This window comes from Rhodomicrobium vannielii ATCC 17100 (assembly GCF_000166055.1).
GTDB lineage: Bacteria > Pseudomonadota > Alphaproteobacteria > Rhizobiales > Rhodomicrobiaceae > Rhodomicrobium > Rhodomicrobium vannielii.
Genome location: NC_014664.1, coordinates 3,843,038 through 3,865,313, shown reverse-complemented (window position 1 = coordinate 3,865,313; position 22,276 = coordinate 3,843,038). Strand labels below are relative to the sequence as shown.

The 22,276-nt window shown below is 61.9% G+C and carries 23 protein-coding genes, 2 tRNA genes and 1 pseudogene; 14 read left to right on the top strand and 12 right to left on the bottom strand.

Annotated features, from left to right (window positions below; genetic code table 11):
- Window positions 1-17 precede the first annotated feature (17 nt).
- The 4 genes from RVAN_RS17820 to RVAN_RS17805 are packed head-to-tail and all read right to left on the bottom strand — an operon-like array spanning window position 18 to window position 3,464.
- Window positions 18-854: an ABC transporter ATP-binding protein gene (locus tag RVAN_RS17820; RefSeq protein WP_013421089.1), complete on the bottom strand. Its 837-nt coding sequence runs from the start codon at window positions 852-854 to the stop codon at window positions 18-20.
- Window positions 854-1,612 (bottom strand): ABC transporter permease, encoded by a 759-nt coding sequence (locus tag RVAN_RS17815; protein ID WP_013421088.1) that lies wholly within the window; start codon window positions 1,610-1,612, stop codon window positions 854-856. The genes RVAN_RS17820 and RVAN_RS17815 overlap by 1 nt, the downstream gene beginning before the upstream one ends.
- Entirely contained in the window at window positions 1,609-2,364 is a 756-nt protein-coding gene (locus RVAN_RS17810; protein WP_013421087.1) for an ABC transporter permease, read from the bottom strand. The genes RVAN_RS17815 and RVAN_RS17810 overlap by 4 nt, the downstream gene beginning before the upstream one ends.
- A 2-nt stretch (window positions 2,365-2,366) precedes the next feature.
- Window positions 2,367-3,464, bottom strand: coding sequence for an ABC transporter substrate-binding protein (locus RVAN_RS17805; RefSeq protein ID WP_245258010.1), 1,098 nt, complete (start codon window positions 3,462-3,464; stop codon window positions 2,367-2,369).
- Between the two features lie 422 nt (window positions 3,465-3,886).
- Here RVAN_RS17805 and RVAN_RS20940 point away from each other — a divergent pair.
- Both RVAN_RS20940 and RVAN_RS17795 read left to right on the top strand, forming a co-directional pair.
- Window positions 3,887-4,145 (top strand): annotated as a pseudogene (locus RVAN_RS20940) (flagellar biosynthesis protein FlgA).
- A 252-nt stretch (window positions 4,146-4,397) separates the two neighbouring features.
- Window positions 4,398-4,472: transfer RNA gene (locus tag RVAN_RS17795), tRNA-Gln, on the top strand.
- A 314-nt stretch (window positions 4,473-4,786) separates the two neighbouring features.
- On the opposite strand, the gene RVAN_RS17790 is transcribed toward RVAN_RS17795, so the two are convergent.
- Entirely contained in the window at window positions 4,787-6,427 is a 1,641-nt protein-coding gene (locus RVAN_RS17790) for a hypothetical protein (protein ID WP_013421085.1), read from the bottom strand.
- Window positions 6,428-7,003: 576 nt separating this feature from the next.
- Between RVAN_RS17790 and RVAN_RS17785 the strand changes: the two genes are divergently transcribed.
- Together RVAN_RS17785 and RVAN_RS17780 are read left to right on the top strand one after the other, a co-directional pair.
- Window positions 7,004-8,200 carry an FAD-dependent monooxygenase gene (locus RVAN_RS17785; protein WP_013421084.1) on the top strand — a complete coding sequence of 399 codons (1,197 nt, stop codon included), beginning with the start codon at window positions 7,004-7,006 and terminating at the stop codon, window positions 8,198-8,200.
- Window positions 8,201-8,424: 224 nt separating this feature from the next.
- Window positions 8,425-9,333 (top strand): lysophospholipid acyltransferase family protein, encoded by a 909-nt coding sequence (locus tag RVAN_RS17780; RefSeq protein ID WP_013421083.1) that lies wholly within the window; start codon window positions 8,425-8,427, stop codon window positions 9,331-9,333.
- 38 nt (window positions 9,334-9,371) lie between these two features.
- Here the strand turns inward: RVAN_RS17780 and RVAN_RS17775 are convergent, their stop codons facing one another.
- The gene (locus RVAN_RS17775) at window positions 9,372-9,710 is read right to left on the bottom strand and encodes a hypothetical protein (RefSeq protein WP_013421082.1); all 339 of its coding nucleotides are present in this window, start codon (window positions 9,708-9,710) and stop codon (window positions 9,372-9,374) included.
- A 278-nt stretch (window positions 9,711-9,988) separates the two neighbouring features.
- On the opposite strand from RVAN_RS17775, the gene RVAN_RS17770 reads away from it, so the two are divergent.
- Window positions 9,989-10,423 (top strand): arsenate reductase ArsC, encoded by a 435-nt coding sequence (locus RVAN_RS17770; protein WP_041787848.1) that lies wholly within the window; start codon window positions 9,989-9,991, stop codon window positions 10,421-10,423.
- Window positions 10,424-10,603: 180 nt separating this feature from the next.
- On the opposite strand, the gene ubiE is transcribed toward RVAN_RS17770, so the two are convergent.
- Window positions 10,604-11,335, bottom strand: coding sequence for a bifunctional demethylmenaquinone methyltransferase/2-methoxy-6-polyprenyl-1,4-benzoquinol methylase UbiE (gene ubiE, locus RVAN_RS17765; RefSeq protein ID WP_013421080.1), 732 nt, complete (start codon window positions 11,333-11,335; stop codon window positions 10,604-10,606).
- A gap of 189 nt (window positions 11,336-11,524) precedes the next feature.
- Between ubiE and RVAN_RS17760 the strand changes: the two genes are divergently transcribed.
- The 3 genes from RVAN_RS17760 to proS all read left to right on the top strand — a co-directional run bounded on the left by RVAN_RS17760 (window position 11,525) and on the right by proS (window position 14,837).
- The gene (locus tag RVAN_RS17760) at window positions 11,525-12,688 is read left to right on the top strand and encodes an NAD(P)/FAD-dependent oxidoreductase (RefSeq protein ID WP_013421079.1); all 1,164 of its coding nucleotides are present in this window, start codon (window positions 11,525-11,527) and stop codon (window positions 12,686-12,688) included.
- Between the two features lie 102 nt (window positions 12,689-12,790).
- Window positions 12,791-13,222, top strand: a complete 432-nt coding sequence (locus tag RVAN_RS17755) for a CBS domain-containing protein (protein ID WP_013421078.1) — start codon at window positions 12,791-12,793, stop codon at window positions 13,220-13,222.
- 70 nt (window positions 13,223-13,292) lie between these two features.
- Window positions 13,293-14,837 (top strand): proline--tRNA ligase, encoded by a 1,545-nt coding sequence (proS, locus tag RVAN_RS17750; protein ID WP_013421077.1) that lies wholly within the window; start codon window positions 13,293-13,295, stop codon window positions 14,835-14,837.
- Window positions 14,838-14,864: 27 nt separating this feature from the next.
- Here the strand turns inward: proS and RVAN_RS17745 are convergent, their stop codons facing one another.
- Entirely contained in the window at window positions 14,865-15,680 is an 816-nt protein-coding gene (locus tag RVAN_RS17745) for a fructosamine kinase family protein (RefSeq protein WP_013421076.1), read from the bottom strand.
- A gap of 77 nt (window positions 15,681-15,757) precedes the next feature.
- On the bottom strand, window positions 15,758-16,231 hold the full coding sequence (locus tag RVAN_RS17740; protein ID WP_013421075.1) for a low molecular weight protein-tyrosine-phosphatase: 474 nt from the start codon (window positions 16,229-16,231) through the stop codon (window positions 15,758-15,760).
- A gap of 265 nt (window positions 16,232-16,496) precedes the next feature.
- Here RVAN_RS17740 and RVAN_RS17735 point away from each other — a divergent pair, with 265 nt between their 5' ends.
- From RVAN_RS17735 to RVAN_RS17725, 3 genes are all read left to right on the top strand, one after another.
- Window positions 16,497-17,771 carry a lipoprotein-releasing ABC transporter permease subunit gene (locus RVAN_RS17735; protein WP_013421074.1) on the top strand — a complete coding sequence of 425 codons (1,275 nt, stop codon included), beginning with the start codon at window positions 16,497-16,499 and terminating at the stop codon, window positions 17,769-17,771.
- Entirely contained in the window at window positions 17,768-18,532 is a 765-nt protein-coding gene (locus tag RVAN_RS17730; RefSeq protein ID WP_013421073.1) for an ABC transporter ATP-binding protein, read from the top strand. The genes RVAN_RS17735 and RVAN_RS17730 overlap by 4 nt, the downstream gene beginning before the upstream one ends.
- A gap of 541 nt (window positions 18,533-19,073) precedes the next feature.
- Window positions 19,074-19,147: transfer RNA gene (locus RVAN_RS17725), tRNA-Gln, on the top strand.
- Between the two features lie 115 nt (window positions 19,148-19,262).
- Here RVAN_RS17725 and RVAN_RS17720 read toward each other — a convergent pair.
- Both RVAN_RS17720 and RVAN_RS20415 read right to left on the bottom strand, forming a co-directional pair.
- On the bottom strand, window positions 19,263-19,544 hold the full coding sequence (locus RVAN_RS17720; RefSeq protein WP_342411003.1) for a tyrosine-type recombinase/integrase: 282 nt from the start codon (window positions 19,542-19,544) through the stop codon (window positions 19,263-19,265).
- A 229-nt stretch (window positions 19,545-19,773) separates the two neighbouring features.
- A complete protein-coding gene (locus tag RVAN_RS20415) occupies window positions 19,774-19,923 on the bottom strand; it encodes a hypothetical protein (protein ID WP_155942509.1) in 150 nt (49 codons plus the stop codon).
- Between the two features lie 120 nt (window positions 19,924-20,043).
- Between RVAN_RS20415 and RVAN_RS17715 the strand changes: the two genes are divergently transcribed.
- Genes RVAN_RS17715 through RVAN_RS17705 form a run of 3 tightly spaced genes read left to right on the top strand, consistent with a single transcriptional unit; the run spans window position 20,044 to window position 21,765 of the window.
- Window positions 20,044-20,400, top strand: a complete 357-nt coding sequence (locus RVAN_RS17715) for an ArsR/SmtB family transcription factor (protein WP_013421072.1) — start codon at window positions 20,044-20,046, stop codon at window positions 20,398-20,400.
- A complete protein-coding gene (locus tag RVAN_RS17710) occupies window positions 20,397-21,227 on the top strand; it encodes an arsenite methyltransferase (RefSeq protein WP_013421071.1) in 831 nt (276 codons plus the stop codon). The genes RVAN_RS17715 and RVAN_RS17710 overlap by 4 nt, the downstream gene beginning before the upstream one ends.
- A 10-nt stretch (window positions 21,228-21,237) precedes the next feature.
- Window positions 21,238-21,765, top strand: a complete 528-nt coding sequence (locus tag RVAN_RS17705; protein WP_013421070.1) for an arsenate reductase ArsC — start codon at window positions 21,238-21,240, stop codon at window positions 21,763-21,765.
- 94 nt (window positions 21,766-21,859) lie between these two features.
- Here RVAN_RS17705 and arsC read toward each other — a convergent pair whose 3' ends face one another.
- Window positions 21,860-22,267, bottom strand: a complete 408-nt coding sequence (gene arsC / locus RVAN_RS17700; RefSeq protein ID WP_013421069.1) for an arsenate reductase (glutaredoxin) — start codon at window positions 22,265-22,267, stop codon at window positions 21,860-21,862.
- Window positions 22,268-22,276 lie beyond the last annotated feature (9 nt).

Sequence of the window (22,276 nt, the reverse complement as noted above, 5' to 3'; positions counted from 1 at the left end):
TTGTGTGGGATCTGAGGTCAGGCCGTCTGGAGTTCGGCCGGGCGGTCACGGGGGGCATCGGGTTCCTCGACGAAACCCGGAACACCGAGCAGCCCCAGAACCTCGTCTCGCGCTCTCAGGAAGGCTGGAGACGAGCGGTCGCGGATCGCATGGCGCGGAACATCGAGGATCCGCGCGACGCGCCCAGGATGCGGTTTCATCACGACGATTCTGTCGGCGAGGGTGACGGCTTCATCAACATCGTGCGTCACGAGCAGCGCCGTGGTGCCCTCGTGTCGAATGAGCCGGGCAAGCTCGCCTTGAAGCCTGAGACGGGTCAGTGCGTCCAGCGCTCCGAGCGGCTCATCCAGAAGCAGAAAGCGCGGGCGCGTCACGAGCGCTCGTGCGATGGCGACACGCTGCGCCATCCCGCCGGACAACTGAGCCGGATATGCCTTCGCGAAGCTGGAAAGCCCAACGAGATCGAGCTGTTCGGCCACGCGCTGTTTCCGCTCGCTGGACGGAAGGCCGCTTCTCCTGAGCGCCGCGCCGACATTGGCTTCGACCGTAAGCCATGGCAGGAGACGGTGCTCCTGAAACACGATGCTCCGGTCAAGGTTCGGGCCATCGACGGGCTTTCCATCGATCCTGATACTTCCTTCAAAGCCGCGGTCGAGACCGACGATCGCTTTGAGAAGCGTCGACTTCCCGCATCCCGATGCGCCGACAAAGGCGATAAATTCACCCTCGCACACAGTCAGCGACACGTCGCGCAATGCGTCGAACTTTGTGCCGGCTACATCGAAGGCGCGGCCGACGCTTTCCAGTTCAAGCGCGGCAAGCCGGAACGTGACGGGATTAGCGAGCGCGGTCATCAGGCTGTTCTCCGTTTCAGCAGCTTCATCTCTCCGGCATCGGCCAGTCGCTGGTAAATCATGCCGATGGCCACCAGCACGATGAGCATGGCGAGCAGCAGATCCATCTGGAAAGTTTCACGGCCCTCGTTGAGGCGGCCGCCAAGACCAGGAGCGACGTTCAGGAACAGTTCCGCGCCGACTGTCGCGAGCCAGGACGCGATGAGAGAACTTCTAAACCCGGTCAGCACCTGCGGCAGCGCACTCGGCAGCGCGATCAGCCGAACGTAGTCGAGACGGCCAAGGGTCAGCACCGCCGCGAGTTCGTGATGGGCTGGAGAAATTTCGCTTGTTCCACGCCAGGTGCTCACCACCATCGGCGTAAAGGCGGCAACGGCGATGAAGGCGATCTTCCCAGCCTCGTTTCCGCCAAACCACAGCGACAGCAGCGGAACCCAGGCAAACAGCGCGATTTGCCTGAAGCCCAGGAACAGCGGCCCAATAAGCCGGTTAGCGAGTTTGGACAAGCCAAGCAGGAGCCCGAAAGCCAGCGCGGCGGAGACGCCAATGCCGAGCCCTTGAATGTGGCGCGAAAGCGTCGCAGCGAGGTCGGCGGGAAGCGTGCCGGTTGTCACTTCGGTCCAACCCCGCGCTAGCACGGCATGAGGCGACGGCAGGAAATTGGGGTCTGCTAGTTCCAGAAGCGTGGCGGCTTCCCACACCGCAAGCGTGCCTCCAAGGACGGCAAATGGCTTCAGCGAGGGCGCGCGGATCGTCATGCGACGCCTCCACGCCAGCGGTATAACCGGCGTTCGGCAATCCCCAGCACCCCGTTGAGCAGGAGGCCGACCAGCGCAATCGTCAAGATGGCGGTTAGCACGAGGTCGAGCTGAAAGAGCTGGCGGCCCCAAACGATCAGGTACCCGAGCCCCTCGCTGGACGCGAACAGTTCAGCCAGGATCAGCGCCTGCCACGCGTTCGCCAGCCCCTCACGGATTCCGGTGAAGATCGACGGCGCAGCAGCGGGCAGAACGACGCGGGTGGCCTGATACCAGGGATCGAACCCAAGCACCCGGCCGACTTCGAGCCATGCGGGGCACACTTCGCGGATGCCCTGCGCGGTGTTCAGCACGACGGGAATGAATGTCGCCCAGCCGATAACGAAGAGCTTCATCTCCTCGTCGATACCAAAGACCAGCACGATGAGCGGTAGCATCGCGAGAGCATGAAGCTGCGTCATGACGAGAAACGGCGTCCGGAAAAGCGCCCGAAGCGAAGGAGACGCGCCGATCGCTGCACCAAGCAGCAGTCCCGCAACCGCGCCGAGCGCAAAGCCGACAGCGATGCGCTGGAGGCTGGCGGAAAGGTGCATCCACAGTTCGCCGCTCCCCAGCGTCTCACCGATCGTTTGCGCGACGAGCGCCGGGTCCGGCAGGATCTGCGCAGGCAGCAGCCCGAACCGAGCTGCCCCTGTCCAAGCCGCAAGAAGACCGGCGGGAACGATCAACCCGAGCAGATGCGAGCGCTTCATCGTCACTGCGCCTTGCTGCCAGCGGACGCCGCCGCTTCGGTCAGTTTGGTGCCGTCGGCCTTGGAGCGGGGCCAGTAGGTCTCGAGGTGTTGTTCGGCAAGCGCGCGCTCAAGATAGCGGCGGTCGATCCAGCTTTCGATTTCGACGGGCCTGCGCAGAAGTCCGTAGTCGAGAGCGCGCCGAGCCTGATCGCGATAGCGTTCGATGACAAAGTCGTCGATGAGGGGATTAAGCCGGTCGGCGAGCTTCTGGCCCGAAAAATACTCGCGGAAGCTCTGCGCCGGGATGCCGGATTTTGCGTACACGTCATTGAGAGCCTCGCGATTGGCCTCGTCGGCTCCCCAACGCGCCGCGCGGACATATGCGTTTACAACGCGTTGCACGAGTTCGGGGTGTTTGGCCTCGAACTCTTCCGTTACGTAGAGTCCCGCAGCGCGACTGAATTCCGGCTTGTCGTCCTTGGTGTCGTAAGGAATGTCTATGATCCCGCGACGCTTCAGCTCGAGGACTTCAACGCCGCCGAAAGCACCGTCGATGTTGCCGGAAAGCAAAGCCGCAACCGACCCTGCAAAGTCCAGATTGATGAACTTGATGTTTTTTTCCGTCAACCCGTGCGCAGCAAGCACCCGATCCGCTGCCAGCTGAAGATTGGTCCCGCGAAACTGCGCGATCTTTCTTCCAACGAGATCTTCAATACGGTTTACTTCGACCCCTTTCCGGACCGCGAGAAAGATAGGCGTATGCACATCCGACTGCGCGAGCCATTTGGTCTTGATGCCGTTTGATCGATGCACGATTGCTGGCAGGTCGCCCAATCCTGCGGAGAAATCGAGCTGACCGGAGGCAAACGCCTCATTCACAGCCGGGCCAGCTCCGCGGAACAGCGTCCATTCCACTTTGATATGTTGGTCGTTCTCGAATTCTTTTTCGATGTATCTTTCAGCGTGAGCAATCGCGGCAATGCCGCCGTATGCAAATGGTCTGTTGTCGACGCCGAGCCCCGGATAACCGATACGGATGACGATAGGCTCGGCCTTCGCGAGGCCACTCCCAGAGCAAAACACGACTGCCGGAACCATGATCAAGAGAAATACAGACAAAAATTTTGCAATGCTGCAAGAAAAATGATTCAGCGAGGGCATGTTACATGTCACCAGAATCTACTGCATGAGTGGGATACGAGATATTTTCTCGATGAAGAGTGATATTCACGCGAGAAGCCAATATCTATGCAAAAGTTTTAATGCAACCAAATTTACGGATCAATAAATATATTGCAAGCTGCAAGCACTTGCTGCATTGACTGAAATGTTGTTTCATTATTTTATCGCCGATGAAAACCGACACAATCATGGCAGCGCGGCTTTGCGATAAATTTGACGGTGTTTCGATATTTTTAGTATGTTTAAAAATCGGGGAGTCTGCTCATCAGCCAACCTGTCGAGGGACTGAAGACGATGATTCCTGCTGGCATGCGCCGGATCGCTCTCTTGCACGCATCGCCATTCGGAATGATCGCCCTATTGTGTGCCAGTTTCTCTCGCGTGCGGGCCCCATCGTGCTCTACGCCACAGCGGGCACGACCGCATTCGGCGTCATCACCGAAAACGACGCGCCTTTCGAGGTCCATGTGAAGCAGGACACCCATCGGCCACAAGGTCGCGCTGAAGGATCTGAAGGCAGGCGACACCGCCATCAAATATGGCCAGGACGTGGGCCGCATCGTGAAGGACGCGGCCAAAGGCGAGCACATTCACAATCTCAAGACCAAGCGCTGGTAAGGACGCCAAGGAAAGCCCGTTCGTCGGCGGCGTACCGGATCAGTTCGATCCGTACACGTCCATGAACAGAAAAGAACATGTGAGTGTAATGTGGGTGCAGATTTTGAGCGATGTGGGTGCAAAGCCCATTGTTTTTAAGTGTGGGTGCAATGTGGGTGCAAAATACCGAAGTTCGCCCTCCGTTCCCCCTTGAATCCCCGTGGTATCGATGTTAAACCCCGTGAAATGCCAAAAACTTGGCAATTTACCCATTGGGGCGTAGCCAAGCGGTAAGGCAGCGGATTTTGATTCCGCCATTCCCAGGTTCGAGTCCTGGCGCCCCAGCCAACCTTAAAGCGACGACAACTTCATTATAAATCAGTGCGTTGATGACCTACTTGATGCAGAGCGCGTAGCCAAAGCGCAGCCCTGCCGCACGCGAAAGCCAATGAAATCGCCGTAGTAAGTTCAGAAAACCTTGCTCGATAAAATCAAGTGGCGACGCCCATCACTACCGCGCACACAAAAGCCGCCCATGAAGGCGGCTTTCGATAGGGTGGGGATGAGATCAGCCAGCGTTAAACAGGATTTGGCTTAGGGAAGCTTATCGACAATCAAAACTTACAGCGTCATGCCGCGTCGTGTCTTCCGGCATGTAACCCTCAGAACTTCAGACGAGCACCGGTGTAGAACGCGTCCCAGTCTTCCGGCGAACGGCTTTCGGTGTTGTTGAAGCCGGTGGTTGCGGCCCCGCCGGTCGCACTGCCGACGTAAGACGTCGTCGTAGCGATGCTGGCGTTATAGTGAAGATAATTGCCATAGATTTCCATCGCCGCGCCGTCGAAGGCCTGCGTCACGCCAATGCCGAAGCGGTCGACGTTCGAGTCCCGGACGCGAGTCGTGCTGAGGGTGTTGCCATTCGCGGAATTCCACACCTGGAAATAGACCGCCGCTGCAGCGAAATTGTCGTAATTGCCGTATTCCGCATAGATCGTCGACGCGCCAACTTCGAAGACACGTTTCGTGATGCCAACCTGTGTGTACCAGTAGGTCGCGTCCTTGTTGAGAGACTCGACAGGCGAGTTTTCGATGTGCCGCGTGCCAGCAACGATGGAGCCGTAAAGGCCGGTCGGCAGATGAATCGCCGAGAGATTGCCTTCCACAACTTCGATCTTGGAGTTCACGCGGTAGCGCGCGCCGCCATATATGTTGTTGGCATTGGAGAAAAGCTGCGATGCGGCCACGCCAGCACTCGGCCCCGCCGTCATGCCTGGCTGGTTGGATTGATCGCTACCCTGATAGATCGAATTTGCCGCCCAGGGCGCGCCGAGAGTCAGCGAGCGCTCGCCCCACCATTGATAGCCGACGCCGCCCGCGACACGGATGGAATTCCACTCCTTCTGATAACGCAGTGCCGCATCCCAGAAGTCGTTCTGCCCCCAAGCGAAAGAGGCAATGAAGCCGCAGATTTCCGGCGAGTCGTAACGAATTGCCTCCATGCGCTGGCTATCGAGCGCGTTCGAAAGGTTGTTCCAGACCAGGCCGCCCGGCGCAAAGGCGACGACAGTCCCCGAATCGGTGGCGCTGAGGGTCGGCGCCACGGTGCGCGTCGAGTTGGGAAGCGCCCCGGACGTGGGAGCGGTCGCCACGAAAGTGTTGGTCGTTGTGTTGAACCAGGAACTCGTCGGCAGCGTGTTGTCGCGGATGAAGAAGCTGGCGGCGTGGTAGTTCTCGACGTTGCTGAAGCCACCACCGAGATTGATGAGCGTCAGATCCTTTGTTGCGGTGTTCTGGAAGCCGAGCGTCACTCGGCCGAATGTTTGGTTTTCAACGAAGAAGTTTTCTTGCCGGATGCGGAGCGCCGTCTCGATGTTGCGGTTCTGCTCCGTGAGCTGATCGACCAGATTGGACGATGCGTCGCGGAACTCGTATTCCATCAAGAAGCCGGCCTTCCAGTCGGGCGCCATCTGGCCAACACCTTTCATCCGGAAGCGGGTAGAAGCAAAGTTGTTGTCCTCAACGTAGAGGTCACTCTGCTTGCCGTCGTTCCAGAAGAGCAGGATCTTGTCGACCCAGCCCGAAAGTTCGAGCGAGACCTTGCGGTTGCCCTTTCGAACCGTTGTGACCTCAAGTTCGGCCACGCGCTCTTCAAGATCGGCGCAGCAGTCGCCGCCGAGGGTCAGATCTTTTGCCGATTTCGTACCGGTGTCGGCCGCCAATGCCGCAACCTGCCCGAAACCCAGCACAAAACCTAGAGTTGCCGCACACGCAAGGCTCGTCCTTGTCACGAGTCCGCCGATCATCTGTATCTCCCTTCAACCCAAATGTGCTGGGCAAACACCGGTTTAAATGTGTTCTGACTGGCGGGAGAGCTGTGTGCCACCGCCTCCTTTCGAGCCGCGAGGCTCCACTCGGTGCTGAGACAAACTCGGTCGGCCAACGATTTTCAGCGGCCGTTACCATCTCTGGTTGCTAACCGAGTCTTATTGTTTCGTAAACTGCGCAACTTAAAATTGAATTTAACTTGTAGAAATTTGTGGCGTGTGCGCAACGAAACTCGCCGCATCACAACCTGTTGCCGCGATTGCTTGTACTGATTATGGGGCGCCGGCACTGAATCTGGCGGTGCCACAACTCAACTAGCGTGTTACTTGCATAGCCTTTTGGCGTGCGTTGCACTGAACAAAGCCTCGGTCCGTTTTTCGCCGCTTCGGACTGTGGAATTCCTTTCTCATCGCCGCCCGAAACCCGGCTGGTCTCGATGGGTTGTCTGATGCGGGGAGCCGCCGGGCGCCTCGCGCAAAGATGATCGAGAAGCCGTTCCCGGTTTTGGTTGGTCACGATAAGCTGCGCCGCAACAAAAGAGTGGGAGCACGGAAATGAGCTTCACCCAGAGGTCCGAAGTCATCGTGATCGGCGCGGGGCCTGCGGGACTCGCAGCGGCAATCGGCTGCCACGATGCGGGCCTGACCGCGACCGTCGTCGACACGTCCCCCGCCGCGTCCTCTCATGCCGCGACCGGGCGCAGCGCGGCGCTTTTCAACACGACCATCGCCTTCCTTGCGCGGCTCGGCGTCTGGGATCGATGCGAGCCGCATGCGGAGCCGCTTCGCGCGCTTCAATTCATCGACGACACAGGACGCCGCCTTCGCGCGCCCGACGCGCTGTTCAAGGCTGCCGAAATCGGCGAGGAGGCATTCGGCTGCAACATCGCCAATGCCGATCTCGCGCGGGCGCTGAAAGAGATCGCGGCGGAAAAGGGCATCGCGATTCTCACGCCGGGTCCGCTGCGAACGTTCCACGAGTCTGCCACGCGGGCGATCCTCGCCTTCGAAAACGGCATCGAGCTTTATGCGCCCCTCGCCATCGCCGCCGACGGTCGAAACTCCGCCACCCGCGAGGCGGCGGGCATTCGCGCGCTGACATGGCCTTACGAGCAAACCGCGATGGCTGCGAGTTTCAGCCACGCCCGGCCGCATAACGGGCTATGCATCGAATTTCACCGAAACGGCGGACCGTTCACGCTCATACCGCTACCCGGCAACCGGTCGAGCTTCGTCTGGACGGAGCGCAAGGCCGACACGGCTCGTCTGATGGGGCTCGACGACGAAGCCTTCGCGCGTGAGATGGAAAAGGCGTCGCATTTCGCGCTCGGCCGCATCTTCGACCTCAGCCAACGCGGCGCATTCCCGCTCTCGGCGCTCATGGCGCGCGAGTTTGGCCGTGCCCGCGTTGCGCTCGTGGGCGAAGCGGCGCATGCGGTGCCGCCCATCGGCGCGCAGGGGCTGAACCTCGGCTTCCGCGATGTGGAGGCGCTGCTGGGCCTTCTCGTCGATGCCAAGGCGGCGAATGCGGACCTCGGCGGCGAAGACCTGCTGCGTGACTACTCGGCGGCGCGCCGCGGCGACATCGTCAGCCGGACGCTCGGCGTCGACCTCCTGAACCGCAGCCTCCTGTCCAGCTTCCTCCCGATGCAGGCCGCGCGCGGGCTTGGCCTCTATGCGCTCGGCGCGATCGGGCCGCTACGCAGGGCTTTCATGCGGCGCGGGATGGCTCCTGCTGGCCCGGTGCAGTGAATTTTACATTTGATCCATCCCCGCTGCGGCTCGACAATCAAATGTGAAATTCGAAAACTGCCCCGATTCATCAATAAGTTGCGCGTGCTCTTGAGGCGCACACGTTTGTTCTGAAGCGCGCGGGGAGGCGGGCCAAACGTACGCGCCAAAGCACGCGTTTAGGCTTGACGCCGAAGGTTGCGCTTGCAAGACAGGCGTGAGGCTCTCACCGCGCGTCCCCGATAATGTTTCTCGATCTCCGCCAAAGGCTTGAATACGGTGCCGTTCTGGCCATCGCGGCGATCGTCCGCGCGATGCCGCTTGACATGGCCACCGCGTTTTCCGCTCGCGCCTGGCGGTTCCTTGCGCCGAAGACCCATCGTCAGGCCCGGGCGCTGCGCAACCTCGCCAAGGCCATGCCGGAGACGACGCACGCCGAACGCGAGGCCATCGTCGACGAGATGTGGGACAATCTCGGGCGCGTGATGGCGGAGACGTTCCAGCTCGACCGCCTTTTGAAAGATCCGTCGCGCTTTGCTATCGAAAACCCGGAGTTGCTCGACCGTTACCGCAACGAGATGGGGCCGCTCGTCGTCGCCGCGCCGCATATGGGCAATTGGGAAATCGCGATCCTGCCGCTGCTCACCATCGGCGCGAACACGGCCGGCGTTTACCGGCTGGTCGAAAACCCCTATGTGGACCGCTACATCCGCAACAAGCGCGCACAGCTTTATCCGGGCGGCCTGTTCGCCAGCAAGAGCAACGAGGGGCTCGCCACGATCATGCGCATCGCCACGCATGTGCGAAGCGGCGGCGCGCTCGGCATGCTGGCCGACCTCGCCGACTGGCATGGCGTGCAGGTGCCGTTCTTCGGTCATCCGATGTGGGCGACCGTCGCACCCGCATGGCTCGCCCGACGCGCGGGCACGCGCCTTGCGGTGGGCCGCTGCATCCGCATCGGCAAGGAGTCGCGTTTTTCCATCGCGTTCAAGGAACTGGAAGTGCCGCGCACCGGCGATGCGAACGAAGACATCAAGGTGTTGACGGCCACCATTCAACGCGAGTTCGAGGCATGGATTCGCGAGCATCCCTCACAGTGGATGTGGTCGAACAAGCGCTGGCCCGAAGCCGCGTTCGAGGGCGTGCATCATTGAGCCGGTGAGGCGGCGGCACGTATCGCGACGCGCGAGGATCACTTGCAGTTCTTCGAGCGCATGGCGGTTGCGACGGCGAGTTCCTCGCCCTTGAGGCGGGCGATCTGGCCTTTGACATCGGCGGCCTGTGATCCAGCCTTCCCGGCTGAAACGGCGGCAAGATCGTCGGCGATGCGCGCCCGGTCACCCGCGAGCTTCTCGCAACTGAAGCCCATATAGGGCGCGTGATTGACCTTCGCCGGTTCTATGGTGGCGACCCTTTCGGCGGAAACCGGCTCGGAAGGGCCGCTCGCCGCACCTGTCGAAAGGCGTGTGTCGCCGCTGGTAGCGCATGCGCCAAGCGCGCATGCAATCATGATGACGCCGATTTTACGCAACGTCCCCTCCCCTTTTGTCTGGAGCAACGCCTCTCGCGGGGCGTTCCCCGGTTAACCTCTCATACGAATGACCGCCCGCGCCATCAAGGAGACTTAGGGCGCATTCGTCGACGAAAGGCCAGCCATGCCGCAACGTCTGACTGCTTTTCTATCGGCGGCCCGAAAGCTATAACCATAAGGATCGCAGCGCGCAGGCTTGCCTTTGGCTTTGCTTGAGGATCGCCAGTCGGTCAGAATATCTTCTCCCGGATGGATCCTTTGCGCAGCGACAGGAAGATTTGCCCCAGGCCGTACTTTTTGCTTGTAACTACAATTCGATAAGGTCGCCCATGGCGGCCGCGATCCTGCGTTTTCTCGCGGGAAGGCGGATCTATGTGCGCTCGGCGGGCGTGCGCCAGGGCGAAATCGACCCTTTCGTGATCGCTGTGATGGACGAAATCGGCATCGACATCACCCATCACCAGCCGCGAACCATCGAGGATCTGGAGGACACGTCCTTCGACCTCATCGTGACGCTCGCGCCGGAAGCGCATCACAAGGCGCTGGAATTCACGCGCACCATGGCTGTCGACGTCGAATACTGGCCGACGATCGATCCCTCCGCCGCCACCGGCAACCGCGAGCAGATCCTCGAAGGCTACCGCGCCGTGCGCGATCAGCTTTTCGACCGCATCAAGAAGCGCTTCGACATCTCCGGCATGCCGCAGGCCTGACAACGGCACCGCCGACCCCGGGCAGGCGCGTCTGCCAGGTCGGCTGCGTCGATGTTTCTTGAATCTCAGGCTGCCGACGGTCGCGCCCACAGCGAGGCGTTCCAACGGCCATGCGGCCAAGGCGCTGTCCAAGCGACGCCGCCCCGCCTGAGCGGCGGGACGCGTCTTATCATGCGTTGACTAAAGCTTCAGGCCGGAGTGAATCGCCGCGATACCACCCGACAGGTTGCGATACTGCACGCGGCTGAAGCCTGCCTTTTCGATCATTCCGGCGAACTTCTTCTGATCCGGGAAGGCGCGGATGCTGTCAACGAGGTAGCGATAGGGCTCCGCATCGCCCGCCACGACGCGGCCAAGCGGCGGCACCACATTATCGGAATAGACCTCGTAGACCTTGTCGAACAGCGGCACCTGCACGCGCGAGAATTCGAGGCAGAGGAAGCGGCCGCCCGGCTTCAGCACGCGGAACGCTTCGTTCAGCGCGTTCTGCTTGTTGTCCACGTTACGGATGCCGAAGGAGATGGTGTAGAAGTCCGACGTGTTATCGCGATACGGCAGGCTCTCCGCGTTCGCCTGCACGAACTCGACATGGCCCGCGAACTCGGGATGCTTGTCGCGGCCTTCGTCCATCATCGAATGGTTGATGTCGGTGATGATCGAGCGCGATCCGCGTCCGGCGGCCTTGAGAAAGCGCTTCGTGATATCGCCGGTGCCGCCAGCCACGTCGATCAGCAGCGATGCGCTCGACTTGGACGGCGCGAGCCAGTTGATCGCCGCATCCTTCCAGATGCGATGGACGCCGCCCGACATCAGGTCGTTCATCAGGTCGTAGCGCGTGGCGACACGGTCGAAGACGGTGTTGACGAACCCCTGAAAACCGAGGTTCTGGATTTTGTGATCGTAAGCAGTCATTCCGTTCGCTCCGGGGGCGAGTGAGAAAATTTGATGCGATATGTGGCGCACGAGCGGCACAATGTAAACGCGTCATTATGCTTGGAGGCATTAACCGGGCGCTTTGTGCTGCAATGCGAAGGGGCTGTACAACCGCCACAATTCTCCGCGAAGATAGAGTTTTTACACCCACGAGAAAATTTTTAAGCCATGGCACGCACCCCTCACCCCTATGATCTGGTCATTGCCGGTGCAAGCTTCGCCGGGTTGGTAGCCGCCAAGACCGCGGCGATTCGCGGGCTGAAAGTCGCCGTTCTCGAACCAAAAGCCGCTGCGGGGCAGCATGTGGCGTCGACGGGCATCCTCACGAAGGAAGCCGCACAGGAAATCGACCTCCCGTACAATCTCACGCGACGCGTTTACGGCGTGCGGCTTTACGCTCCCAATCTCCGCCACGTCGATCTGTTCGCGCCGGACAGCTTCTTCGTGACGACGGACACCGGACGCGTGCTCGGCTGGCTTGCGCAGGAAGCGCAGCGGGTGGGCGCGCAGATCCTGTGGCGCACGCCGTTTCAGGGCGCGGAACGCAAGGACGGCATATTCCTTTTCAAGGGCGTCAACATTTCGGCGCGGCACATCATCGGCGCGGACGGTGCGAAGTCTGCCGTGGCTCGCGCCTTCGGGCTTGGGCTCAACACGCGGTTCATGCTCGCCACCGAGCACGAATATGACGGGCTCGACGCGGACCCGCGCTTCCTGCATTGCTTCCTCGATTCGCAGCTCGCGCCGGGGCATATCGCCTGGGTCGCGCCGGGGCCGTCGCTGTTTCATGCCGGGCTTGCCGCCCGTCCGGGACGGAGGCCGCATCTCGCCGCCTTCCTCGCCAAGACCGCGCCGATCTTCGGCTTCGAGGATGCGAGGCTCGTGGAGCGGCGAACGGGGCGCATTCCATGCGGCGGCTTGGTCCGGCCCTTCGCCACCGATGGCGTGACACTGATCGGCGATGCGGCGGGCATGGTTTCGCCGACAACCGGCGGCGGCGTCGGCTTTGCCTTCCAGTATGGGCGGCGCGCGGCGCAGGTGGTCGCCGATCACCTTCTGCATCTCGGACCATCGCCGGAGATGGCGCTCGCGAAGGAACTGCCGCGTTTCGGCCTCAGCCACCTGACGCGCCTTGCGCTCAATCTCGCGCCGCCGAACGCGCTTCTGTCGGCCGCGCTCGGGACCGCCCCCATGCGCAAGTTCGCGCAGCACGTCTATTTCCGCGAACGCGGCGGCCGAGGCATCAGCTTCGCCGACTTCCAGGCGCGATTGAACGGGCTCGAAAGTCCGCCGCTGCGCGCGAATAGCGCCGCGCCGCGAAATATCCCGTAGACCTGGGAAGACGCCTGTTTTACGAAATGTCGGACGGCGCGATGCGGCCCGCGCCGGATGACGCCATTTCGAACCGCTTTTATTGACACACGGAGACTTTCCATGCCGATGCATCGCTTTCTTGAGTGGCATGCCAGTCAGTTCATGACGAAGGACGTCGAATCCGTTCCCTCGTCGCTGACGCTCCGCGAACTCGGCGCGCTGTTCGATCACAACGATTACAATTCCTTCCCGGTTGTGGATAACGACGTGCTCGTCGGCCTCGTAACGAAGCTCGACTTCCTGAAGGCGTTCATCTTCGACACCAGCCACCTCATGCCGCACTACGGTGAGGTCATGTCGAAGACGGTGGGCGAGGTGATGATGAAGGACATCGTCCACGTCGAGCTTGAAACGCCGCTGACAAAGGTTCTGGAGCTGATGGTGAAGCTTCGCACGCGCGGCTTTCCGGTGCTCGAAGAGGGCAAGCTCGTCGGCTTCATCTCGCGCACCGACCTCACCCACGCGCTGACGCTCGCAACCCGCGACGAATAGCACGCATCGAATCATCCGGGCGGTCGCAGCCTAGCGCCGCCCCATAAACAGGTTTTCGCCAGGTTCCGCCATGTCGCAGCACGCCCTTTCCGTAACGCGCGAACAGAATTTTCCCGAGTGGTATCAGGCCGTCGTCCGCGATGCCGACCTCGCGGAAAATTCGCCCGTGCGCGGCTGCATGATCATCAAGCCGTGGGGCTATGGCATCTGGGAGCGCGTGCAGAAGGGCCTCGACGCGCGCATCAAGGAGACGGGGCACGAAAACTGCTATTTCCCTATCTTCATACCGATGAGCTTCCTCGCCAAGGAAGCGGAGCACGTCGAAGGCTTCGCGAAGGAAATGGCGGTCGTCACGCATCACCGCCTGAAGAACATCGACGGCAAGCTGGTGCCCGATCCCGAAGCCGAGCTTCAGGAACCGCTGATCGTGCGGCCGACGTCGGAAACGATCATCGGCGACGCCTTCCAGCGCTGGGTCAAGAGCTACCGCGACCTTCCCATCCTCATCAACCAGTGGGCGAACGTGGTGCGTTGGGAGATGCGCACGCGCATGTTCCTGCGCACAACGGAATTTCTCTGGCAGGAGGGCCACACCGCGCACGCCGACAAGACCGACGCCATGGCCGAGACGCTGCGGATGCTGGAAGTCTACCGCAGCTTCGCCGAGGATGTGCTCGCGATGCCGGTGGTTGCCGGTGAAAAGCCGGAGAACGAGCGCTTCCCCGGCGCCGACAACACCTATTCGATCGAAGCCATGATGCAGGACGGCAAGGCGCTTCAGGCCGGCACGTCGCATTATCTCGGCACGCATTTCGCCGAGGCGCAGAACATCCGCTTCCAGAATGAGGCGGGCGAGCTCGCGCTGTGCCACACGACCAGCTGGGGCGTGTCCACGCGGCTCATCGGCGGCGTAATCATGACGCATGGCGACGACGACGGCTTGCGCCTGCCGCCTGCCATCGCGCCGAAGCAGATCGTCATCGTGCCGATGCTGCGCGACAAGCCGGAAGACGCTGCCGTGGTCGAATTCTGTACGAGCCTCGCGGCGGAGCTTAACGCCAAGGCCGCGTTCGGCGAGCCGATCCGCGCGCATATCGACAATCGCAAGATCAAGTCCGCCGACAAGCGTTGGGACTGGGTGCGCCGCGGCGCGCCGCTCATCCTCGAAATCGGCCCGCGCGACGCAAGCGGCGGCAACGTCACGTTCACGCGCCGCGATGCCCTGCGCGACGGCCCCAAGGTCAAATCGCATTCGCTGCCGCGCGCCGAGTTCGTCGCGGGCGCCGAAGGGCTGCTGCGCGAAATCCAGGGCGCGCTTTACGCCGACGCCAAGAAGCGCCTCGACGGCAACATCCGCACCGACATCGCGAGCTTCGACGAGCTGGCCGCCTATTTCGGCCCGGCCGAGGAGGACGAGGGCGGCGCTTTCAAGGGATGGGTGCGCGTGTCGTGGTCGCGGCCGACCGGCGCGGCGCTCGAAGAGATCGCGGACAGGCTCAAGGCGCTGAAGCTCACCATCCGCAACACGCCGCTCGACAGCAAGACGAGCGCCGCGACATGCTTCTTCACCGGCGGCGCTGCGGTCGAAGACATCATCATCTCGCGGGCTTACTAGGCGCGGCGGGTGAGGCCGCGTCGCCGCTCAAACGCCCGCTTCCGAAAGCAGCCGCTCCACAAGGCCGCGATAGCCCGAGCCGAAAAGGCGTAAGTGGACGAGCGCTGGCCACAGCCTGTAGATCGGCTGGCGCTCATCGAAGCCCGGTTCGAGCGTGCCATAGGCGTCGTAGAAGGCGCGCGGCGGTGTGTCGAACATGTTCAGCATCGCGATATCGACCTCGCCGTGTCCGTAGTAGCAGGCGGGATCGATGAAGGACACCGCGCCGCCGCGCGAGACGAGCACATTGCCGCCCCACAAATCGCCGTGGAGAAGGCTCGGCGCGGCTAGCTCCGGCAGCCGGTCGGGGAGCGATTGCGCCAGCGCTTCGAGTCGGCGGGCGAGGTCCACGCCGACATGCGGGACATTCACCAGAAGACGGCGCTCGCCCCAGAAGGCGGGCCAGCTTTGCGTCCAGCGGTTCTCGATGGCCACGCGCGCGAAGGCGTAGTCGTCGTCCCAGCCGCTGCGGCTGTCCTTAGCCGTGTGCAAGGTGGCCAGCATCGCGCCGATTTGCGGCCACGCCTGGCTCATCGACCCGCCCGCATCGAGCGCTTCGATCGCGAGCACGCCATCGCCCACAGCGAGCACAGCCGGCGCGGGCGCGCCTGTGTCGGCGATAGCCCGCAGCATCCGCGCCTCAACCTCCGGCCGACCGCCGCCTTTGACGACTGCATCGCGTCCATCCGCGAGACGAATGCGCACGATCTCCGATAGCGAGCCGCCGCCGAGCGCCGTTTCGGTCGCAAGCGTACCGCCGAGAAGCGCGGCCCCCGCCTCGCCGAGCGCAGTGAATTTCGACATTGGATTCACTCCCGCTCTGAACGCTCGATAAAATGCGAATGTGCAGCCAAGTCAGGGCGCCGCGGCACCTCGCGCACTCACTGCCCGGCTGCGATAGCCCGCGCGAGCGCCTGCGCGCCTTCCGTTACATCAGCCCAAGTGGTGTCAAAACCCGCCTCTTCGCCGTAATACGGGTCGGCGACCGCCTCGCCCCTGCGCTCGTCCACATAGTCGAGCAGCAGCGCAAGCTTCGCGGTGCCGTCGGATGGGCGCATCGAGCGCAGCACGGACAGGTTCGATCCGTCGAGCGCGACGATATGCGTGAAGCGGCGGAAGTCGTCCGGCGTCACGAGGCGCGCGCGATACCCGCCAATCTCCTCGCCGTTCTTCCGCGCCACCGCCTGAGCGCGCCGGTCGGGCGGCTCGCCAACATGCCAGTCTCCCGTTCCCGCCGAATCGACCTCGACGTCGAGACCGAGTTTTCTCGCCTCGGCCCGGAAGGCCGCTTCAGCAAGCGGCGACCGGCAGATATTGCCAAGGCACACGAACAAAACCGACGTTTTTGCCGCCATATCGTTTTCCCGCTGGTAAAAACACAATCTGGCCGCGTCCGCTTCTCTCGCGCAACCTATACTTTTAGACAGATTACACGCGAACGAGGCGCGTTTTCGCAGTTCGCGCATCACCCTGCGATATTGCCCGCGCGTGGCGGCGCGACAAGGAGGCATATTCGCCCTTGATGCGGCCATAAATCCGTTGCAACACACAGCCCGGCGTTGCGGTCGCGAAATCGCGTGCGCGCGGACGCCCGTCGAAAATCAACACGCGGGACGAGGCATGACAGAAAAAGCCGTGAAAGAACCGGGCGCGTTCGCGCCGTTCGAATGGCTGCTCGCTTTCCGCTATCTGCGCGCGCGCCGCAAGAAGGGCTCCGTGTCCGTCATCGCGTTCTTCTGCGTGCTTGGCATCGCGCTCGGCGTGGCCACGCTCATCATCGTGCTTTCGGTGATGAACGGCTTCCGCAAGGAACTGTTCGACAAGATTCTTGGGCTTAACGGCCATGTCATCGTGCGGCCCCTCGCGCGCCCGTTCACCGACTATGACGAAGTCGCGAAGAGGCTCAACGCCGTGAAGGGCGTCGACCATGCGCTCGCCGTCGTCGAGGGACAGGTGATGATCTCCTCGCAGAACGGTTCGTCCGGCGTGATCGTGCGCGGGCTCAAGGGGCGCGACCTCCAAGCCTTGAAGTCGATCTCGGGCAACATCCGCTTCGGCACGCTCGACGGCTTCGACGATTCGGGCGGCATCGCCATCGGAACGCGCCTCGCGAATACGCTCAATGTCTTTGTCGGCAGCGAGGTGACGCTGCTTGCACCGAAGGGCGCGTCGACGCCATTCGGTACCGCGCCGCGCGTGAAGCGCTATCGCATCGCCGCCGTCTTCGAGATGGGCATGTCCGAATATGACGGCTCCATCGCCTTCATGCCGATGAAGGAGGCGCAAGGCTTCTTCAATCTCGGCGAGGCGGTGCATGTTCTGGAAGTCGTGATCGACAATCCGGACAATGTAGAGAGGATGCGCGGCGTGTTGCAGGACGCGGGCGGCCCCGACATGCTCCTCACCGACTGGCGACAGCGCAACGCCACCTTCTACAACACGCTCAAGGTCGAGCGGAACGTGATGTTCATCATCGTGATGCTCATCGTGCTGGTGGCGACGCTGAACATCATCTCCGGCCTCACCATGCTGGTGAAGAACAAGGGACGCGACATCGCGGTGTTGCGAACCATGGGCGCGACGCGCGGTGCGGTGATGCGCGTGTTCTTCATATCGGGCACGAGCATCGGCCTGATCGGGACGCTTGTCGGCGTGATCCTCGGCGTGCTCATAAGCCTGCACCTGGAAGACATCCGCCAACTCGTATCCTGGCTTACGAACACGCACCTGTTCGATCCGAGCGTCTATTTCCTGTCGAGCCTGCCGTCCCAGCTCGATCCGTCCGAAGTGATCGTGGTCGTCGTGATCGCGCTGTTGCTTTCGATGGGCGCTACGATCTATCCCGCGCTTCAGGCGGCGCGTCTCGATCCCGTGGAGGCTCTGCGCTACGAATGAAAACCGTCACGCGCGATTTCGCGGGCACGAGGCCCGTTCTGCAACTCGTCGAGCTTGAGCGCACCTATGTGCAGGGCAACCGCACGCTGGATGTACTGCGACGCGCTTCTGCCGAAATCTGCGACGGCGAGGCGGTTGCGCTTGTCGGCCCTTCCGGGTCGGGTAAGTCGTCGCTTCTCCATATGGCGGGCCTGCTCGAAAAGCCGGGCGGCGGCGCGGTGCTGCTGAACGGCGTCGATTGCACCGCGCTCAACGACAAGGACCGCACGCGCGTACGCCGCAACGAGATCGGCTTCGTCTATCAGTCTCACAACCTCCTGCCGGAGTTTTCGGCGCTGGAGAACGTGATGATGCCGCAGCTTCTCGCGGGCGTCCGCCGGAAGGATGCGAAGGAGCGCGCACTGGAATTGCTCTCGACCTTCGGCCTTTACGAACGCGCGTCGCATCGCCCGGCCGAATTGTCCGGCGGCGAGCAGCAGCGCGTCGCCATCGCGCGCGCGGTCGCGAACAGCCCGTGCGTGCTTCTCGCCGACGAGCCGACTGGCAACCTCGACCCGCACACAGCCGACCGCGTGTTCGATGAACTCGTTTTCTTCATCCGCAATTCCGGCGTTGCCGCGCTCATCGCGACGCATAATTTCGAGCTGGCGGGGCGGATGGATCGCGTGCTGCAGCTCAATGACGGCGTGCTGGTGGAGGTTTCGCGGCGCACAGCCGGAGGCGAGGCCGACGCCGAGCGGGTGGAGCAGTTGGCGAAGTAGGGGGTGCTTGGTTGCGCCAACGTCTCGGCTAGGCTCAGGACCCTTCCGTCAAGATGTGCTTCAAGGCTCATCGACAGGGGGAAGGTTGATGAGCGATCTGTTTTTGCTGAGCGAGCGCCAGCGGATATCGCCTTTTTTTCCGCCAAGAGAACCGAACAGTGGCAAAATTGTCGTCCAATTGCAGCGACGATTGCACGTCATTCGATCGCCCTAGTCTTGTCGCCATATTCGCTTTTGCCACACTATGTTTGAGAGCTTGTGGGATATGTTGATGAATTACGCGCCGGTCGCTGGACTGGTGCCCAACACCCCTCCCGCGAGAAAACCTTCGAAAGGTTGCCAGCTTGGGTGACTACGTTCAGGCAGTCGCCACTTTGGATCTCGCCCCGGCAGCAGTCCAAGACTCCACCGCGTTTTTTCGCAGCCAAGATCCGCAGAAGACCAGACCCTCCTTGTCGGGGGCGCGCAACAAAGACTTGCGAAGCGGCGAAAACTGCTCCATTGTTCGGCCCTGATCGGTCGTGGGGTTCCCGCCGCCGATTGGGGAATAGTTTAATGGTAGAACAGCGGACTCTGACTCCGCTAGTCTTGGTTCGAATCCAGGTTCCCCAGCCACTTGATTTTACTGGGTTTTTCCCGGTTTATGGGTAGAACAGCACGGAACATTTTGAAGGTCATTTTGCAACTCTCGTTCCGCTTTTGGCCTCGAGTTTTCGGATTGCGCTTCCCCCTAAACTGACGTCTCGTCGTAGGTAATGCGCATCGAGAATTGATCGAACATCGCGAAGCGAATGCCCGGTGATGGTGGCGATTCAGCCTCGGTCGCTCCCGCAATTGCGAGTCGCGTGACGGCGGTCCCGCGAAGATCATGAAATGTAAGGTCGATAATCCCGGCTTTTTTGACGGCTTTCCTCCATGACGAGCGAAACCCGTCCTCTGTCCAAGGCCTGCCGTCACTGTTAACCAGGATGATTGTTGAACGCCGTTCCGTCGCGTCGAGCGCCGTCTTCAAGGGAGCGCGCACCGGGATCACAACGCGTACGTCGGTTTTGCTTTGGCGAAGCCGCGTCGCCAGCGTCTTTGCGCAAGACGATGATCAATGCCGTCGTCCGTTCGCTCTGCATCGTTCCTCGCCTCATGGAGGAAATCCGGCGAGGGCAAATCTCCGAACGGAACACGGCGGCCTCACGCATCGGGGCGGCGGCCAATCGAGATCAGCCATTGCAACGGTGTCAAGCGCCTCACACGTGATGGTCCATCGCTTCGCCAATTGGGGTTCGAGGCACTTCCGCCGATGGCGGCGAAGGGCTCTCGCAAAGCGGCCAGCCATAGGCGGCGGTTTCCTTCGCCGGGCGGCCAGCGCGCTCCCGGTTGGCAACGACCGCTCGCATTTCCCAGAACCAGGCTCCGCTTTCCAGCGACCGGACCCGATGAAGCGGTAGCTCTCTCGGCTCTTCTTGACAGGATGGTAATTCTATAATACTCGAATTATAAAATTAATGGTGTGCCCAATGGCCGACGCTCCGCAGGAAAAAGACATCGCGCGCTTCGCCGACATGATGGCGGCGCTGGGCACCGAGACGCGGCTTCGCATCGTGCGCCTTCTCCTTTCCGCGCACCCTTACGGCCTTGTCGTGGGCGAAATCGGCTCGGAACTCGGCATTCCGGCCTCGACGCTCTCCCATCATCTCGAAAAGCTGAAGAACGAAGACCTCGTGAAGGTCCGCCGCGAAAGCACGTTCCTTCGCTACACGGCGAACACGCAGGCGCTGCAAGACATCCTCGCGTTCCTCTTCGCCGAATGTTGCACGCGCAACCGAGCCATCAGCCCGGAAGAAGTCACCTGCTGTAAGGAGCACACACCATGAGCGACACCAATGTGAAGGAAGCCGTGCGCGAGCGTTACGGCGAAGCGGCAAGGCGCGTGAGCGAAGGGCGTTCGTGTTGCGGCGGCAACGCTGCGCTCGAAGGTTCCGAGCCGATCACATCGAACCTTTATGACGTGTCCGAGAAGGGGATGCTGCCCGAGGCGGCGGTGCTGGCCTCGCTGGGCTGCGGTAATCCCACGGCGCTGGCGCAACTCGCGCCCGGCGAAATCGTGCTCGACCTGGGCTCCGGCGGCGGCATCGACGTTCTGCTCTCCGCGCGACGCGTCGGCCCGACCGGCAAAGCCTACGGCCTCGACATGACCGACGACATGCTGGCGCTCGCCCGCGAGAACCAGAAACAGGCGGGCGTCGAGAATGTCGAGTTCCTGAAAGGCGAAATCGAGGCGATCCCGCTGCCCGACAATTCCGTCGACGTCATCATCTCGAACTGCGTCATCAACCTGTCGGGAGACAAGGATAGAGTGCTGCGCGAGGCTTTCCGCGTGCTGAAGCCGGGCGGGCGCTTCGCCGTGTCCGACATCGTCACGCGTGGCGAAATCCCCGACGACATCCGCAAGAACGTACTCGCGTGGGCGGGCTGCATCGCGGGTGCGCTGGAAGAAGGCGAATACGCGGCCAAGCTCGCGGCGGCAGGCTTCGAGGCCATCGGGATTGAGCCGACGCGCCTCTATCGCGGTGAGGACGCGCGGGAGTTTCTGAGCGGCAAGGGCATCGATGTGGACGCCATCGCCGGGCAACTCGACGGCAAGCTCATGAGCGCCTTCGTGCGCGCGGTGAAGCCGAAGAAATCGTGCTGCTGCGCGTAGGGAGGAAGCGATGGATAGCCCCGTTTACAACGTCCTGTTTCTCTGCACGGGCAACACGGCGCGCTCGATCCTGGCGGAAGGCATCCTGCGCAAGGATGGCGCGGGCCGGTTCAACGCTTTCTCGGCCGGCAGCCAGCCGAAAGGCATCGTGAACCCGTATGCGCTGAAGACGCTGGCGGCCTACGACTATCCCGCCGACGGCTTTCGCTCGAAAAGCTGGGACGAGTTCGCAGCCGCCGATGCGCCGAAGATGGATTTCGTCTTCACCGTCTGCGACAACGCGGCGGGCGAAACCTGCCCCTACTGGCCGGGGCAACCGATGACCGCGCATTGGGGCATCGAAGATCCGGCAGCCGTCGAAGGCACGGACATCGAAAAGCAGCGCGCCTTCAACGAGGCGTTCCGCTTCCTGCGCAACCGAATCCAGGTCTTCACCGCCCTGCCGCTTCGCACCGTCAGCAAGCTCGCGCTTTCCGACAAGTTGCGGGACATCGGCCGCATGGAAGGGTCCAGCTCGAAGACCGAACAGGCGAGCTGACGCGAGCGTCCGATTTGGGTTGCCGCTGCTACGACCGCGATCAGTTGCCGATGGCCCCTGATCGCGGTTCGTCAGGCGGTGGCGCCGAGGCGCGCTATCCCCTCGGCGTAACGACCTCGCCATCCTCTTTCGTGAACGGTCCGATGTCGGGATTCGGCAAAATCTCCAGCACCTCTTCGGAAGGTCGGCAGAGCTTGACGCCCTTCGGCGTCACCACGATCGGGCGGTTGATGAGGATCGGATGCGCCAGCATCACATCAATCAGTTCATCATCGGACCATTTCGGATCGTCGAGGCCGAGGTCGTGATAGGGCGTGCCCTTTTCCCGCAACAGCGCGCGTGTCGAAATTCCCATCGCCGCGATCAGTTCCGTGAGCTTTTCGCGTGACGGCGGCGTTTCCAGATACTCGATGATTTCCGGCTCTTCTCCGCTTTGGCGGATCATCGCCAGCGTGTTCCGCGAGGTACCGCAAGCGGGATTGTGATAGATGACAATGCTCATTCAACGCGC

What these genes read in the sequence shown, in the direction of transcription:
- RVAN_RS17820 (WP_013421089.1), bottom strand. Translation starts at nt 854, where the DNA reads ATGACCGCGCTCGCTAATCCCGTCACGTTCCGGCTTGCCGCGCTTGAA.
- RVAN_RS17815 (WP_013421088.1), bottom strand. Translation starts at nt 1,612, where the DNA reads ATGACGATCCGCGCGCCCTCGCTGAAGCCATTTGCCGTCCTTGGAGGC.
- RVAN_RS17810 (WP_013421087.1), bottom strand. Translation starts at nt 2,364, where the DNA reads ATGAAGCGCTCGCATCTGCTCGGGTTGATCGTTCCCGCCGGTCTTCTT.
- RVAN_RS17790 (WP_013421085.1), bottom strand. Translation starts at nt 6,427, where the DNA reads ATGATCGGCGGACTCGTGACAAGGACGAGCCTTGCGTGTGCGGCAACT.
- RVAN_RS17785 (WP_013421084.1), top strand. Translation starts at nt 7,004, where the DNA reads ATGAGCTTCACCCAGAGGTCCGAAGTCATCGTGATCGGCGCGGGGCCT.
- RVAN_RS17780 (WP_013421083.1), top strand. Translation starts at nt 8,425, where the DNA reads ATGTTTCTCGATCTCCGCCAAAGGCTTGAATACGGTGCCGTTCTGGCC.
- ubiE (WP_013421080.1), bottom strand. Translation starts at nt 11,335, where the DNA reads ATGACTGCTTACGATCACAAAATCCAGAACCTCGGTTTTCAGGGGTTC.
- RVAN_RS17760 (WP_013421079.1), top strand. Translation starts at nt 11,525, where the DNA reads ATGGCACGCACCCCTCACCCCTATGATCTGGTCATTGCCGGTGCAAGC.
- RVAN_RS17755 (WP_013421078.1), top strand. Translation starts at nt 12,791, where the DNA reads ATGCCGATGCATCGCTTTCTTGAGTGGCATGCCAGTCAGTTCATGACG.
- proS (WP_013421077.1), top strand. Translation starts at nt 13,293, where the DNA reads ATGTCGCAGCACGCCCTTTCCGTAACGCGCGAACAGAATTTTCCCGAG.
- RVAN_RS17745 (WP_013421076.1), bottom strand. Translation starts at nt 15,680, where the DNA reads ATGTCGAAATTCACTGCGCTCGGCGAGGCGGGGGCCGCGCTTCTCGGC.
- RVAN_RS17740 (WP_013421075.1), bottom strand. Translation starts at nt 16,231, where the DNA reads ATGGCGGCAAAAACGTCGGTTTTGTTCGTGTGCCTTGGCAATATCTGC.
- RVAN_RS17735 (WP_013421074.1), top strand. Translation starts at nt 16,497, where the DNA reads ATGACAGAAAAAGCCGTGAAAGAACCGGGCGCGTTCGCGCCGTTCGAA.
- RVAN_RS17730 (WP_013421073.1), top strand. Translation starts at nt 17,768, where the DNA reads ATGAAAACCGTCACGCGCGATTTCGCGGGCACGAGGCCCGTTCTGCAA.
- RVAN_RS20415 (WP_155942509.1), bottom strand. Translation starts at nt 19,923, where the DNA reads ATGCGAGCGGTCGTTGCCAACCGGGAGCGCGCTGGCCGCCCGGCGAAG.
- RVAN_RS17715 (WP_013421072.1), top strand. Translation starts at nt 20,044, where the DNA reads ATGGCCGACGCTCCGCAGGAAAAAGACATCGCGCGCTTCGCCGACATG.
- RVAN_RS17710 (WP_013421071.1), top strand. Translation starts at nt 20,397, where the DNA reads ATGAGCGACACCAATGTGAAGGAAGCCGTGCGCGAGCGTTACGGCGAA.
- RVAN_RS17705 (WP_013421070.1), top strand. Translation starts at nt 21,238, where the DNA reads ATGGATAGCCCCGTTTACAACGTCCTGTTTCTCTGCACGGGCAACACG.
- arsC (WP_013421069.1), bottom strand. Translation starts at nt 22,267, where the DNA reads ATGAGCATTGTCATCTATCACAATCCCGCTTGCGGTACCTCGCGGAAC.